13 protein-coding genes are annotated in these 13,309 nt (G+C 64.6%); 3 read left to right on the plus strand and 10 right to left on the minus strand.

Features of this window, described 5'->3' with window-relative positions; all coding sequences use genetic code 11:
• Positions 1–10 precede the first annotated feature (10 nt).
• Both aliA and B5D62_RS25985 read left to right on the plus strand, forming a co-directional pair.
• Positions 11–1,669, plus strand: a complete 1,659-nt coding sequence (aliA, locus tag B5D62_RS25980) for a cyclohexanecarboxylate-CoA ligase (RefSeq protein WP_085936962.1) — start codon at positions 11–13, stop codon at positions 1,667–1,669.
• A gap of 16 nt (positions 1,670–1,685) precedes the next feature.
• Positions 1,686–2,480 carry an enoyl-CoA hydratase-related protein gene (locus B5D62_RS25985; RefSeq protein ID WP_085936963.1) on the plus strand — a complete coding sequence of 265 codons (795 nt, stop codon included), beginning with the start codon at positions 1,686–1,688 and terminating at the stop codon, positions 2,478–2,480.
• Here B5D62_RS25985 and B5D62_RS25990 read toward each other — a convergent pair.
• The 3 genes from B5D62_RS25990 to B5D62_RS26000 all read right to left on the minus strand — a co-directional run bounded on the left by B5D62_RS25990 (position 2,470) and on the right by B5D62_RS26000 (position 4,449).
• Entirely contained in the window at positions 2,470–2,946 is a 477-nt protein-coding gene (locus B5D62_RS25990; RefSeq protein WP_085936964.1) for a MarR family winged helix-turn-helix transcriptional regulator, read from the minus strand. The two genes, B5D62_RS25985 and B5D62_RS25990, sit on opposite strands and share 11 nt — an antisense overlap.
• Positions 2,947–3,029: 83 nt before the next feature.
• Positions 3,030–3,326 carry a hypothetical protein gene (locus tag B5D62_RS25995; RefSeq protein WP_139374097.1) on the minus strand — a complete coding sequence of 99 codons (297 nt, stop codon included), beginning with the start codon at positions 3,324–3,326 and terminating at the stop codon, positions 3,030–3,032.
• A 28-nt stretch (positions 3,327–3,354) separates the two neighbouring features.
• Positions 3,355–4,449 (minus strand): acyltransferase family protein, encoded by a 1,095-nt coding sequence (locus tag B5D62_RS26000; RefSeq protein ID WP_170921139.1) that lies wholly within the window; start codon positions 4,447–4,449, stop codon positions 3,355–3,357.
• Positions 4,450–4,674: 225 nt separating this feature from the next.
• Between B5D62_RS26000 and B5D62_RS26005 the strand changes: the two genes are divergently transcribed.
• The gene (locus B5D62_RS26005; protein ID WP_085936967.1) at positions 4,675–4,983 is read left to right on the plus strand and encodes an alkylphosphonate utilization protein; all 309 of its coding nucleotides are present in this window, start codon (positions 4,675–4,677) and stop codon (positions 4,981–4,983) included.
• Positions 4,984–5,155: 172 nt separating this feature from the next.
• On the opposite strand, the gene B5D62_RS26010 is transcribed toward B5D62_RS26005, so the two are convergent.
• The 7 genes from B5D62_RS26010 to B5D62_RS26040 form a co-directional block, all read right to left on the minus strand.
• Complete coding sequence (locus tag B5D62_RS26010; RefSeq protein WP_085936968.1) at positions 5,156–6,598, minus strand: homospermidine synthase; 1,443 nt, start codon at positions 6,596–6,598, stop codon at positions 5,156–5,158.
• 93 nt (positions 6,599–6,691) lie between these two features.
• Positions 6,692–7,822 (minus strand): type III PLP-dependent enzyme, encoded by a 1,131-nt coding sequence (locus B5D62_RS26015; protein WP_085936969.1) that lies wholly within the window; start codon positions 7,820–7,822, stop codon positions 6,692–6,694.
• 425 nt (positions 7,823–8,247) lie between these two features.
• Positions 8,248–9,495, minus strand: coding sequence for an MFS transporter (locus tag B5D62_RS26020; RefSeq protein WP_170921140.1), 1,248 nt, complete (start codon positions 9,493–9,495; stop codon positions 8,248–8,250).
• The gene (locus B5D62_RS26025; protein WP_085936971.1) at positions 9,492–10,640 is read right to left on the minus strand and encodes a hypothetical protein; all 1,149 of its coding nucleotides are present in this window, start codon (positions 10,638–10,640) and stop codon (positions 9,492–9,494) included. Before B5D62_RS26025 ends, B5D62_RS26020 begins: the two co-directional genes overlap by 4 nt.
• Before the next feature lie 7 nt (positions 10,641–10,647).
• A complete protein-coding gene (locus B5D62_RS26030) occupies positions 10,648–11,568 on the minus strand; it encodes a metallophosphoesterase family protein (RefSeq protein ID WP_085936972.1) in 921 nt (306 codons plus the stop codon).
• A 113-nt stretch (positions 11,569–11,681) separates the two neighbouring features.
• Positions 11,682–12,905, minus strand: a complete 1,224-nt coding sequence (spt, locus tag B5D62_RS26035; RefSeq protein WP_085936973.1) for a serine palmitoyltransferase — start codon at positions 12,903–12,905, stop codon at positions 11,682–11,684.
• Between the two features lie 18 nt (positions 12,906–12,923).
• The gene (locus B5D62_RS26040; protein ID WP_231714942.1) at positions 12,924–13,241 is read right to left on the minus strand and encodes an acyl carrier protein; all 318 of its coding nucleotides are present in this window, start codon (positions 13,239–13,241) and stop codon (positions 12,924–12,926) included.
• Between the last annotated feature and the right edge of the window lie 68 nt (positions 13,242–13,309).

Raw genomic sequence — 13,309 nt, forward strand, 5'->3', positions numbered from 1 at the left:
GGAGGAGCCCGTGCAATTCGATGCGATTCTCTTTCCGCCGCGTCGAGCGGCGATGGTCGAAAAGGGATTCTGGCGGGACCGCACCATCAACGACGATCTCGATGCCTGCCTGAAGCAGCGACCTGACAAGGAAGCCCTGACCGCGGTCTCGATCGAACGCGGCGAGGTCAAGCGCCTGACCTATCGCGAGCTTGGTGACCTCACGGATCGATTGGCGATCGGCCTGTCGCGGCTGGGCGTCGGCCGCAACGATGTCGTGTCGGCCCAATTGCCCAACTGGTGGGAATTCACGCTGATCTATCTGGCCTGCGCCCGCATCGGCGCGGTCTTCAATCCCCTGATGCCGATCTTCCGCGAGCGCGAGCTGTCCTTCATGCTCAAGCACGGCGAAAGCAAGGTCGCCATCGTGCCCAAGCGCTTTCGCGGTCACGACTACGAAAAGATGCTCGCGGATCTGCGACCCGCCTTGCCCGCGCTACGCCATGTGCGGGTGATCGGCGGAAGCGGAGAGGACGATTTCGCGACCTTGCTCGCGACCGAGCGCTCTCCCTCCGATACGGCCCTTCTGACTAGCCATCGGCCGGCACCGGACGATGTCACGCAGCTCATCTATACATCAGGCACGACCGGCGAGCCCAAGGGCGTCATGCACTCGTCCAACTCGATGACGGCGAATATTCATGCCTATGCCGAGCGCCTTGGGCTGGGCGTCGACGACGTGATCCTGATGGCTTCGCCGATGGCCCATCAGACCGGCTTCATGTACGGGCTGATGATGCCGATCATGCTCGGCGCACGGGCGGTGCTGCAGGATATCTGGGATCCGCGCAAGGCACTGGACGTGATCCGCAGTGAAGGCGCGACCTTCACGATGGCCTCGACGCCGTTCCTCACCGATCTCACCAATGCCGTCGCCGACACAGCCCTCGGCGTGCCGACGCTGCGCAGCTTCCTGTGCGCCGGCGCGCCGATCCCCGGACCGCTGGTCGAGCGGGCACGCAAGGTGCTCGGAACCAAGATCGTCTCCGCCTGGGGCATGACCGAGAACGGTGCCGCAACCCTGATCAAGCTCGACGACGACGACGAGCGCGCCTTCAATACCTGCGGCTGTCCGCTGCCCGGTGTCGAGCTGCGCATTGTCGACAACGACGGCAAGCCCCTGCCGACTGGCACGAGCGGCAGGCTTCTGATCCGCGCCTGCTCCAATTTCGGCGGTTATCTCCACCGGCCGCATCTCAACGGCACGGACAAGGAGGACTGGTTCGACACCGGCGATCTCGCCCAGCTCGACGAGCGCGGCTACGTCAAGATCGACGGCCGCTCGAAGGACGTCATCATCCGCGGTGGCGAGAATATTCCCGTGGTCGAGATCGAGGCGCTGCTCTACAGGCATCCCGCCATCGCCCAGGTGGCAATCGTTGCCTATCCGGACGAACGTCTGGGCGAACGCGCCTGCGCCGCAGTCGTCACCAAGCCCGGCCAGTCGATCGATCTGGCGACCCTGGTCGAGTTCCTGAAGTCGAACAAGGTGGCGCTGCAATATATCCCGGAGCGTCTGCTGGTCCTCGATCAGATGCCGGCCACCCCGTCCGGGAAGATCCAGAAGTTCAAGCTGCGCGAGATCGTGAAGGCGGCCCTTCCCCAGACCGCCCCTGCCGCCCGCGCCTGATCAGGAGAAAGCAAGGATGGATTATCAGGACATCGTCTACGAGGAGCGGCCGCGCGGCGTCGCCCGCATCACCATCAACCGACCGGCGAGCTACAACGCCTTCCGCGGACAGACCGTCGAGGAACTGATCCACGCCTTCCTCAAGGCGGGATGGGATCGTTCCATCGCCGTCATCGTCCTGACGGGCGCGGGCGACAAGGCCTTCTGCACCGGCGGCGACCAGGGCGCGCACGAGGGACAGTATGACGGACGCGGCACCATCGGCCTGCCGATCGACGAATTGCAGAGCCTGATCCGCGATGTGCCCAAGCCGGTCATTGCCCGCGTCAACGGCTTTGCGATCGGCGGCGGCAACGTCCTGGCGACCTTGTGCGATCTGACGATCGCGTCGGACAAGGCGCAGTTCGGCCAGGTCGGCCCCAAGGTCGGCTCGGTCGATCCGGGATTCGGCACCGCTTATCTGGCGCGGGTGATCGGCGAGAAAAAGGCGCGCGAACTCTGGTATCTGTGCCGGCGCTACACGGCCCAGCAGGCCGTCGAGATGGGCCTGGCCAATGTCGTGGTGCCGCACGCCGAGCTCGATGCCGAGGTCGATCGCTGGTGTCAGGAGCTGCTCGAGCGCAGCCCGACCGCCCTTGCCCTGGCCAAGCGTTCCTTCAACGCCGACACCGAATCCATTCGCGGCATCTCCAGCATGGGCATGCAGGCCCTCAGCCTCTACTACGAGACCGAGGAATCGAAGGAAGGCGGCCGGGCGTTCCGCGAAAAGCGGAAGCCGAACTTCCGACCGGAGGTTGCGGCTAAGCCTTAGCCAGACCGGTCTTGAGCCGATCCAGCAGCCTGTAGAGCATCACCTGCTCGTCGATGCTGAGGTCCGCAAGCGCCGCGCCGTAGAAGGCCTCGATCGGCGCTTGCATGGCCGCCCAAACCGATTTGCCGACCGCCGTCAGCCGGATACGGCGGCTTCGACCGTCGGCCTTGTCCTTGATGCGCTCGATCCACTGGCGCTCATCGAGCCGGTTGAGCAGGATCGCCAGATTCTGCCGGCTGACCCCCAGGAACTCGATGAGGCTCTTCACCGTCACGCCGGCATCCAGCACCGCCGGCCGCGCCAGAGCGCCGATCACGGCCCATTGCTGCGTGGTGGCGCCGAACGCATCGACATAACGCGTGCCCTGCTTGTGCATCAGGTTGGAGGCCTGATACAGGCGGAAGAACAGCCGGTTCGCGACATCATACTGCTGAGCAGCCCGCGCTTTGGTCGGTGCCTGCGCCATTCAAAGCCTCATTCGAACCCGGCGTGCGTTATGTCAACTGATTGACACAAAGCAAGCCCGGTTTCAAATCGCCGTCACCGCTCCTACGACGGCTGCGGAGACAACCGCCGCGCAAGCCAAAGCAGGATTGCCCCGGCGGCGGCAAAGACGGGACAGGCCGGCGCCATCAGCACCGGCTTCAACACGAAATGCCACAACCGGCCGGAGAGATGATTGGCAACGCCATCCTGGATCGCCCGCAGCGACGGATAATCGATGCGGGACCAGATAATGCCCAGGGTTTGCAGCCTGAACGGACCAGATCGCGTGGCCAGGCAATCATCGACCAGGATCGCGACCGCGATCGCCAGGAACGTCCAGGCCACGAACCGGACAGTCATCCTGATCCGCAGCCGGACGGGTCGCACGTCAGCTTGTCCTCAGCCGTCCCTGTCCTCGATCGGGACGGTACGGCACGAGGACATCCCTCAGCCTGATCGCCGTGCTCTCGGCCAGACTGTAGTAGCCGTAGGTCGCGCCCACGATCAGGGCCAGGCCGAGGACCCAGTACAGGAGATCTGCTCCGCCGAGCTGGCCGACAATGGTCTTGGTGAGATGAATGGCCAGCGGATGCACGAGGTAGGCCGAGTAGGAACTTATCGCCACGGCGCGGACCAGCGCTCGAAGCCGCTGGCGATCCGGCCATGCGGACTCCACCGAGCGCGGCCGCATCACGGCCAATAGACAAAACACCGTCGCCAGCACGGTGGGGAATAGGACGTAGTGGACCCTCTCACCAGCGATCGCCTCGACCGTAACGGCCGCGGCAACCGCAGCGAGAACAGCGATCCAGAGGCCCTTGGATCCGATCGCCTTCGCGAATATCGAAGGCCATCGGAAGGACGCGAAGCTCGCGGCAAATCCGAAGGCGATGCCGTCGAGATGGAGATGGGTTGCGGTCACGGCGTAGCCGAACTCGTTCCGGGGGACCGAATCGAATTCCAGCGCCCGGGCGACGGGCGACAGCAACGCGAGCCCGATCAACGCCAACGGCAGCAGCCAGCGTGTGCCATAGCGGGCGATCGCGGCGGCCAGGATCGGGATGACCAGGTAAAAATGCTCCTCGATGCAGAGCGACCAGCTCACCAGGAAAAAGGGAATGCGATCCTGGTAATTCTGAAGAAAGACGAGGTAGGAAAAGTCGAAGGGCTCGTGGCGCGCCACCGCGACCGCGGCCCACGATACCGCAAGGATGCCGAAATAGGGTGGGATGGTCCGCAAGGCGCGGCGCAGCCAGAATCGGCCGAGAGCGACATCACCTGTGGACCAGAGTTCGCGCCAGAACAGCGTACCGACCAGCCAGCCGCTCAGCACGAAGAACAGATCCACGCCGTACTGGCCGTAATAGGTGACTCGCGACAACCAGCTGCCGTTGAGGGCCGAGCTCTGCACCAGATGATAGGCGATCACGGCCACCACGGCGCCGCCCCGCAACGTATCGAGCCAGGCAACCCGCTTGTTCATGCTCCTTTGATGGTCCCCATCCCAGTCATCCCACACACCGACCTTGCGGCTCGCCCCGCGACAGAGCGTCCCTCTTCCCCAAGCCGTCCGGGCCATGCTGCCCCAATGCCGTCGAAGAAGCGAATTGAAGTTGGCCGGCCCGCGCCGCTCCGACGCTTGCGGCAACCATTCCCGGCGTGTAGAGCGCTCGCTCTCAAGCGCCAGAGCACAGGAAGCGAGACGAGAATGGCCGAGCCCGATGACGAATATGTCTATGACGAAGCCACGGGCGAGTGGATTCCGGCCGCGGAAGCCAAGGCCAAGCAAACGGCTGCCCAGGCCGTAGAGGTGCGGGATTCGGTCGGCAATCTCCTTGCCGACGGCGACAGTGTGGTTCTCACCAAGGACCTGAAGGTCAAGGGCGCCAACCAGACGCTGCGGCGGGGAACGGTGATCCGGTCGATCCGCCTGACCGGCGACCCCCAGGAGATCGATTGCCGCTTCGAGGGCATCAAGGGCCTGGTGCTGCGCGCGGAGTTCGTCCGCAAGCGTTGAGGGCTGCACTACCGACCGGCCGCTGCCGCCTTCCGGTACAAGGAGACCGATCAGCTCCCTTGGAAGGCCGGCTCTCGCGGCAGGAGAGAACGCGCAGAGACAATGATGCGTAGGCAAAATCCTACGCACCGTGGATCCGGTGTCTCGAACACCGCGATCTTACGTCATGGAATCACACCACGCGGAAGTTCTTGAACTGCCACGGGTCGGACTTGTCGAGGTCCTCGGGGAAGAGGACGCCGCGATCCTGCAGCGGGGTCCAGTCGCTGTACTTGCCGACGACCGGGCCGAGATAGGGCATGCAGATCTCGAGGTTGCGGGCAAAATCCATCTCATCCGCTTCGACGATGCCGCGGTTGGGGTTTTCGAGCGCCCAGATGATGCCTGACAGCACCGGTGCCACCACCTGGATAGAGGTGGCATTGTTGTAAGGCACCAGGCTGCGCGCTTCCTTGATGTCGATCTGCGAGCCGTACCAGTAGGCGCCTTTCTTGTGTCCCATCAGCAGCACACCCAGCTCGTCGCGGCCGGAGACGACCTCGTCGACGATCAGGCGCTGGCGCTTTTGCTGCTTCAGGTTCTTTCCGGCGATCTCGTGCATCGACATGATCGCCTGGTCGCACGGATGATAGGCGTAATGCACGGTCGGCCGGTAGGTGACCTTCTTGCCGTCACGCACGGTAAGGTAGTCGGCGATCGAGATGGACTCGTTGTGGGTGATGATGAAACCGTGGAACGGCCCCTCGATCGGCGTCCAGGTGCGCGTCTGCGTCAGCAGGCCCGGACGATTGAGGTAGATCGCCGCGTCGCAGCCAAACGTATGACGCTTGCCGTCGGGCGGCAGCGCCTTCTCGTGTGTACCCCAGCCCATCTCGGCGGGCTGCCCGCCCTCGGAGACGAAGCCGTCGATCGACCAGGTGTTGACGAACTCGCCGACTTCCTTCGGCTTTTTCGAGACCTGCGTGTCGCGCTCGGCGATGTGGATCACCTTGATGCCGAGACGCTGGGCGAGTTTGCCCCAGCCTTCGCGCGTGGTCGGCGCGGCCGTCTTCACGCCGGTGTCATGCGCGATATTCATCAGCGCCTGCTTCACGAAATGCGAGACCAGTCCGGGGTTGGCGCCATGGGCGACCACCGCCGTCGGACCACCTTCGTAGCGCGGCTTCAGCTTCAGCATGGTGTCGCGCAGCGCATAGTTCGAGCGACGCGAGACCGACAGGTTGGGGTCGGTATAGCCGCCCGGCCAAGGCTCGATGCAGGTATCGAGGTAACGCACACCCTTCTTCTGGCAAAGCTCGATCAGCGCCGTCGAAGCGACCTCGACCGAAAGATTGACCAGGAAGTCGCCCTCGCCCAGCCGGTTGTCCAGCGTGGCGCGGACGTTGGATTCGGTCAGGCGCTTTTCGACGAACTCGACGCCGTAGCGCTCCGCCTCGGCCTCACCGCCGCGCATTTCGTCGGTGATGATGACGATCTGCTCGGGCTTGATGTTGATATGACGCAGGATCAGCGGCAGCACGCCCTGACCGATCGAGCCGAAGCCGATCATGACCATGCGGCCCTTGAAGGTCAGATACTTCTTGTTCGGAACCTTGCGCGCGACTCTCTTCGCCATTTCAGCATCCCCGCTGTATCGTTAAATGCTCGATAAACGGCAACGGGGCCTTTCTCAAGGCCCCGTCCCGTCACCCCGATGTAACGTCGCTGCCTAGATGCAGATCGCCTTGAGCGGCGCGAAGCCGTTGAAGGCCACTGACGAGTAGGTCGTCGTATAGGCGCCGGTCGACAGGATCTCGACCTTGTCGCCGGGCTTCAGCGACAGAGGCAGCTTGTACTCGGTCTTCTCGTACAGGATGTCGGCGGAATCGCAGGTGGGACCCGCCAGCACCACCGGGCCGACGCGCGTGCCGTCACGAGCCGTCCGCAGGCGATACTTGATGCTCTCGTCCATCGTCTCGGCCAGGCCCGAGAACTTGCCAATATCGAGATAGATCCAGCGCTTGCGGTCGTTGGCGGCCTTGCGCGAGACCAGCACGACCTCGCTCTGGATCACGCCGGCATCGCCCACCATGGAGCGGCCGGGCTCGATGATGACCTCCGGCATGCGATTGCCGAAGTGGCGCACCAGGGCGCGGCCGACCGCCTCGCAATAGGATTCGATGCTGTTGACCTCAGCGCGGTAACGGGCCGGGAAGCCGCCACCCAGGTTGACCATGCGCAGATCGACGCCTTCCTCGGCGAGAGCGAAGAACATCTGCGAGACCTGGGCCAGCGCCTTGTCCCACTGATCGAGATCGGTCTGCTGGCTGCCGACATGGAAGGAGATGCCGTAGGGATCGAGGCCCCATTCCCTGGCCTTGCGCAGCAGGTCCTTGGCCATCTCCGGCGCGCAGCCGAACTTCTTGCTGAGCGGCCACTCGGCGCCGCCGCAATCGACCAGCACGCGGCAGAAGACCCGGGCACCGGGCGCCACGCGCGCGAGCTTCTGCAGCTCCGCCTCGCTGTCGAAGGCGAACAGGCGGACACCCTGCTGGTAGGCCCAGGCGATGTCCTTCTCCTTCTTGATGGTGTTGCCGAAGGAGATGCGGTCCATGCTGATGCCGGTGGCCTGCACCATCTCGATCTCGCCGCGCGACGCCGTGTCGAACTTCGAGCCGAGCCCCGCGAGCCGGGACAGGATCTGGGCTGCCGGGTTGGCTTTCACGGCGTAGAAGATGTGAGCGGCCGGCAGCAGCTCGCGCATGCGCCGAAAGTTGTGCTCGACCAAGTCGAGGTCGATCACCAGGCACGGCGTCTCGGGCTGCTGTTCGCGGAGATAACGGAAAATACGCTCGGTCATCGCTGGGGGGTTCCCCGTCTAGAATGTCTGCAGGTTCGATGGGAGTAACGCAGTGACGAACGGCGCCCTTCGCGGGCGGCGTCGTCAGCGAATACTCGACGGAGCGGTTTTCCGCCGGAGCGGAAGTTCGAACGATGTGGCCCGGCCAGAACTCGCCGGGCATGCGACACGATAGCGGGGATCGCGCCCCGCACAGCAAGCAACCATCTCAGAAGCTCCTTCCCGGACCCGGCGCGAAGCCAGCACTGCCAAAAAGGACGCTTTCCGTCGTTGCGTAACCACTATGGGCCAGCGGCACGTGCGTGGGCGTCTTCGTTTGCTATCTACAACTAATGTGCGCCGTTACAAGAGGATTCTGACTCCACGGCGAAATTTTTGGGGGTCTTGTGGTGTCGCCATCACATCGCCGTCGCGACAGTTGCTCGTCAGAGCCGTCGCATCGACGAGCGCGGCAGGCGAATCGATGCCGCGACCATCGTCAGCGGGATCAGCGATAGAGCCGACAGGATGAGCGAGGCCTTCACGCCCCACTGATCAGCGATCTTTCCCCATAACAGCGAGCCCACCACCATGGCGCCGAAGAAAACCATCTGGTGGACGGCCATGCCGCGCGCCCGCATGAAGTTGGGCAGGATCATCTGGACGGCGGCGCCATTGTTGGCGATCACCATGATCCAGCAGCCGCCGGCGATGGTGATGCACAGGCCGAAGATCAGCGGCTTCATCTCGAGCGCGGCGACCAGCGTCGAGAGGGCGTGCAGCCCCATTGCCCAAATGTTGGCACGATCGGAGCCGAGCAGGCGGTTCAGGGCCGGCATCATCATGGCGCCAGCCACTGCACCTGCACCGAAGGCGGCGTAGAGGATGCCGAAGGAGAACTCGTCGAGCTTGAGCGCGAACCGGCCGATCACGGGCAGCAAGGTTCCCATGGCGATTCCGGGCACGAAGAAGCAGAGGCCACGGGCGAAGACGGCCTGCAGCTCGGCCGAGTTCCGGACGTAGGCGATGCCGGCCCGCGCCGCCTCGAAAAAGCCTTCCCGCCGCTGCTCGGCATGGGCCTCTGGCGGCCGCTTCCAGGCCTGCATGGCGAAGATAACACCGATGTAGGTGACGGAATTGATGAAGAAGAGAAGGAAGACGCCGACCAGGCCCAGCAGCATCTGGCCGATCACCGGGCCGATGGTCCGGGCGAGATTGAAGCCGGCGCTGTTGAGCGCGATCGCCGGCCGCAGCAGCGGGCCGCTGACGATCTCCGGCACGACGGCGTGCCACGCCGGCGCGTTCATGGCGTTGCCCAGTCCCATCAGGAAGCTCAACACCAGCAGGTTCCAGGCGCTGAGCTGGCCCAGGAAGGCCAGTACCGCGAGGACCGCCGCCACCCCCATCATCCACCACTGGCAGAGGATGATGTAGCGCCGCCGCTCGAAGCGGTCGGCGAGGATGCCGGCGAAGAAGCAGAACAGGAACATCGGCAGCGTGCCGGCCGCGGCCAGCGCCGCGACATAGATCGGCTCACTGGTCAGGCTGGTCATTTCCCAGGCGGCTCCCGTGGTCTGCATCCAGCCGCCGACATTGGACAGCAGGTTGGCGATCCACAGGCCGAGAAAGGCGCGGTTGGCGAGCGGAGCGAAGGCCGAGGGAGGTCGCTTGGCGCCGGGCGCCGGCACCGTCACGCCAGCGCCTTCTCGTAGATGCGATGCGTCTTGTAGTGCACGCCGCCAACCAAGCGGATGATGTTGTTCATCGCCTTGTTGTCCTCGAGGATCCAGCCCAGCTCGGCCGTCTTCTTGCCGAGCCGCTTGCCGTTCTGGCGCAGCACGTCGATCGCCATCATGGCCAGGCCGGCTCCCATCAGCGGATGGTTGCGGTATTTCTTGCGCACGCCCATGAGCGGCACGCGCGTGCTCCCGACGCCGGCGATCTTGAGCCGCCACAGCAGCTTGGCGAGGTTCAGCGGGTTGAGGCTGCCGTTGAACTCCGTGATGGCCTCGTTGAGGTTGGTCAGGGCGACGATGAAGGCCACCGCCTCGTCGTCGACTTCCACGAACACCGCGAGATCCGGCACGATGACCGGTCCGAACGCCTTGGACGCATGGTCGATCTCGGCCTGGGTGAAGGGCACGAAGCCCCAATTGTCGCTCCAGGCGTCGTTGAAGATTCCGACCAGGGTGCGGACCTCGGCATCGAACATCTTCATGTTCGCGGTCCGCACCTTCACGCGATCTGCAAGGCCTGCCCGGGCCAGCAGCTTCTTCCCCAGCGTCTCCGGCGCATTCTGGACGTCGTAGTCGTACGACAGCATGTCCTTGATCTTGGTGTAGCCGCAGCCTTCGACGCGCGGGCCGGAGTAAGGCGGATCGTAAGGCACCATCAGCATCGGCCGGCTGTCGAAGCCCCAGACCATGAGACCGACTTCCTCGTTGACGGAAAGGCTGAATGGACCCGTCGCCCGCTTCATGCCCTTCTGCCGCAGCCAGTCCTCGGCGGCGGCGAACAGAGCCGCGAAGATGGCCGGATCGTCCTCGGCGGCAAGGCAGCCGAAATGCCCGGTGCTGTCGCCGTAGCGTTCGAGATAGGCGTGGTCGATCTGTGCGGCGATGCGACCGACCACTCTGCCGTCGCGCCGCGCCAGGAAGAACTGCACCTCGACATGCTTGAAGAGCGGATTCTTGTCCGGCGAGAAGGCTTCGCGACGCTCGACATCGAGATGGGGAACGTACCCCTTGTGGCCGGCGAACAGGCGCTTGGGCAAGTCGATGAAGGCCTTGAGATCTGCCTTGCCGACAACCGGGGAGACGACGATTTCAGAGGATGCCATACCTGCCTCAATTGACCGTGGATGCGTGAGCACCCGACTGGAAAACCAACTTGCCGTCCGGCTCGCAGCCGCGACCATCGGCGGACAGAGCACGCAATTCGACGTCGAGACGCCAGCCCCCCTCGTGACGGTCGATCCGGATAAGATGATAGCGGGCACGGCCGTATTTGCTGTCGGGAGCGGCCGAGGCCGACGTCACGCCCAGGACGGGGACCGGACCAGTAGGGCCGGCAATGCGGGCGATCTCGCTGAGATGATTGTGGCCGTGCAGGACGGCCTCGCAGCCGACCCGGCGGATCATGGCCTGGAAGGCCGCCGTATCGGTCAGGCGCTTGAAGCGCGACTGGCCGAACAGCGGCGGATGATGGATCAGCACGATCCGGCACAGCCCTTCCCGCCCCGTCTCCGCCAGCAGCCGCTCGGCCCGCGCGATCTGGGAGGAGCCGAGATCGCCGGTGGCAAAGAAGGGCGGCTTGGGCACGCCGGTCGACAGGCCAATCAGGACGACGGGCCCACGGCGGCGGACGATCGGGAAAGCATCCAGGCCCGGCGCCGACGATTCGCCATCGCCCGCCATATAGGCGCCCCACAGACCCAGGCTCTCGTCCCAGGGAACGGAGACGTAGACATCGTGATTGCCCGGCACGATCGTAAGACGGTCCGGCGGTTCGAAGCCAGCAAGCCAATCCGCGGCGCGCCGGAACTCCTGCGGCAGCGCGACATTCACCAGATCGCCCGTCAGCGCGATGTGGTCGGGCGCGCGCGCCTTGATGTCGGCGACGATGCCGGCCAGCGCCTCCGGCACATGAACATGCACGCGGTGACGCCACCAGTTGTAATAGCCCGTGGCCCGCTTGTTCAGGAGCTGGCCCAGCGGGGCGCGCGGCATCGGCAGGTGCGGATCTGAGAGATGCGCCAAGGTGAACATGGCCGTTGTCCGTCAGCTATCGGCAGCGGGAGACGGAACGAGACGACCAGTTCGGCCGCGCCGCCCTGTCCGCTGGTTCCAGTGGCCAGCGACGGCGCACGGCACGTACTTCCTTAGCGGTTGCCGGCGACGGCGCGCAGCTGGGGACCGAGTAGCCCCATCTGTCGGCCGATCCCCGTCATGACCTCGATCATGTGCGCGAGCTGTTCCTTGCTGTGCGCCGCCGATACCGAGCAGCGCAGCAGCGACACGCCGTTGGGCGTGGCCGGCGGCACGGCAACGTTCACATAGACGCCCGCATCCAGCATGGCGCGCCAGAAGCCGATGGCAGTGCTCCGATCGGGCAGATGCACGCCGACCACCGGGCCATGTTCCGGCCCCAGCTTGAAGCCCCGCGCCGCCAGCCCGTCATAGAGGGTGGCGACATTCTCCCACAGCTTGGTGCGCAGCTCGGGCCGCGCCTTGACCACGCGCAGTGCCTGGCGCACCGACGCGACGATCGACGGCGGCAGCGAGGCGGTGAACATGTAGGACCGCACGGTCACACGCAGGATGTCGAAGTCGGGATCGTTGGAGACGCAGTAGCCGCCGATTGCGCCCAGCGTCTTGGAGAAAGTCCCGACGATGAAATGGCAGTCGTCCAGCACGCCCGTGGACTCGCACAGGCCGCGGCCATGTTCGCCCAGCGCGCCCAGCGAATGGGCCTCGTCGACCAGCACATAGGCGCCGTACTTCTTGCTGACGTCGATGAATTCCTTGAGCGGCGCGCTGTCGCCCAGCATCGAGTAGATGCCTTCGAGCACCACCAGCCGGTTACCCGGCCGGTCGCCCAGCCGGCGCAGGCGGGCTTCGAGGCTCGACGGATCGTTGTGCTTGAAGCGCACCACCTCGGCCTGCGTCATCTTGCAGGCGTCGTAGATGGAGGCATGGCTGTCGGCATCGATCAGCAGGAAATCGCCCTGGGCCACCAGGGTCGAGATCACGCCGAGATTGGCCTGATAGCCGGTCGTGAAGACCATGCAGTGCTTCTTGCCGTAGAACTCGGCGATCTCCTGCTCGAGTGCCACATGCTCGCTGTAGCTGCCATTGGCGATGCGCGAGCCCGTAGTCCCGGTGCCCTCGGCGCGGATCGCCTCGATCGCGGCCTCCATGCAGGACGGGTCGAAGGTCAGGCCGAAGTAGTTGTTCGTCCCGACCAGCAGCGTCTTGCGGCCGTTGATGACCGCTTCGGTCGCGGAAAGAACCCGCTCCATGCGAATCTGGAACGGGTCAGCGCCGGTCGTGCGGACGTCGCGGTAGGCGTCCAGCAGACCCGCATGGCGGTCAAACAGCCCCATGGGATTAACAGTGTGGGATTAGCGCCGCGCGCTCAGCGACAGAATCGTGTCGGCGAGCTCATCGACCGTGTGAATTTCCGCCACGACGTTCATCGGGATCGACACGTCGAACTGGTCCTCGAGATCCATGACCATGTCCATGACCGCGAGGGAGTCGATCGAGAGATCCTTGGAAATGACCGTCGCGCCCGTGATCGCCGCGCCATCGTCGGTCTGGAACGGCTCGAGCTGGCGGCAGATCTCGGCCATGACTTCGCCACGCGACGGGGGGCGTCGAGCAACGAGGGTATCGGCGAAGTCGTCGTTCTCGACGATCATGTTCTGGGCAGTGCGCAAGGGGAGGCTCCCGGTCTGGACATCAGACATGGTGACTTGTGCAGAAATCGCGATTCTTTGTGAAATAA

The organism is Enhydrobacter aerosaccus (assembly GCF_900167455.1).
GTDB classification, from domain to species: domain Bacteria; phylum Pseudomonadota; class Alphaproteobacteria; order Reyranellales; family Reyranellaceae; genus Reyranella; species Reyranella aerosaccus.